At 35.7% G+C, this 764-nt stretch carries 5 protein-coding genes; all 5 read right to left on the bottom strand.

The features are described 5' to 3' along the window. Window positions 1-4: 4 nt before the first annotated feature. Genes DCO46_RS22955 through DCO46_RS22935 form a run of 5 tightly spaced genes read right to left on the bottom strand, consistent with a single transcriptional unit; the run spans window position 5 to window position 745 of the window. Window positions 5-148 (bottom strand): class I lanthipeptide, encoded by a 144-nt coding sequence (locus DCO46_RS22955; protein ID WP_165828981.1) that lies wholly within the window; start codon window positions 146-148, stop codon window positions 5-7. A 6-nt stretch (window positions 149-154) separates the two neighbouring features. Further along, window positions 155-298, bottom strand: coding sequence for a class I lanthipeptide (locus DCO46_RS22950; RefSeq protein ID WP_165828979.1), 144 nt, complete (start codon window positions 296-298; stop codon window positions 155-157). Window positions 299-303: 5 nt separating this feature from the next. Further along, window positions 304-447, bottom strand: coding sequence for a class I lanthipeptide (locus DCO46_RS22945; RefSeq protein WP_165828979.1), 144 nt, complete (start codon window positions 445-447; stop codon window positions 304-306). 5 nt (window positions 448-452) lie between these two features. Continuing rightward, window positions 453-596: a class I lanthipeptide gene (locus DCO46_RS22940; protein ID WP_165828979.1), complete on the bottom strand. Its 144-nt coding sequence runs from the start codon at window positions 594-596 to the stop codon at window positions 453-455. A 5-nt stretch (window positions 597-601) separates the two neighbouring features. Further along, entirely contained in the window at window positions 602-745 is a 144-nt protein-coding gene (locus DCO46_RS22935; protein ID WP_165828981.1) for a class I lanthipeptide, read from the bottom strand. Between the last annotated feature and the right edge of the window lie 19 nt (window positions 746-764).

Raw genomic sequence — 764 nt, 5'->3', positions numbered from 1 at the left:
TTGATTATAGTTTTGCGATTAAGAAACTGATTACTAAGTAACATGCCGGAGAGCTTCCGCCGTCAACATCATGCATTTGTGTGTCGTTCAATTCTGTAACAGCTACTTTGTTGAAAGCAAGCTTGTTGTTTGGGTTTTGTTTTTTCATGGTTGATTATAGTTTTGCGATTAAGAAACTGATTACTAAGTAACATGCAGGAGAGCTTCCGCCATCAACATCATGCATTTGTGTGTCGTTCAATTCTGTAACAGCCACTTTATTGAAAGCAAGCTTGTTGTTTACATTTTGTTTTTTCATTTGGATTATAGTTTTGCGATTAAGAAACTGATTACTAAGTAACATGCAGGAGAGCTTCCGCCATCAACATCATGCATTTGTGTGTCGTTTAATTCTGTAACAGCCACTTTATTGAAAGCAAGCTTGTTGTTTACATTTTGTTTTTTCATTTGGATTATAGTTTTGCGATTAAGAAACTGATTACTAAGTAACATGCAGGAGAGCTTCCGCCATCAACATCATGCATTTGTGTGTCGTTCAATTCTGTAACAGCCACTTTATTGAAAGCAAGCTTGTTGTTTACATTTTGTTTTTTCATTTGGATTATAGTTTTGCGATTAAGAAACTGATTACTAAGTAACATGCAGGAGAGCTTCCGCCGTCTACATCATGCATTTGTGTGTCGTTTAATTCTGTAACAGCCACTTTGTTGAAAGCAAGCTTGTTGTTTGGGTTTTGTTTTTTCATGGTTGATTATAGTTTTGCG

This window comes from Flavobacterium sp. HTF (assembly GCF_003105115.1).
Lineage (GTDB): Bacteria > Bacteroidota > Bacteroidia > Flavobacteriales > Flavobacteriaceae > Flavobacterium.
This window is presented reverse-complemented; position numbering and strand designations above follow the sequence as displayed.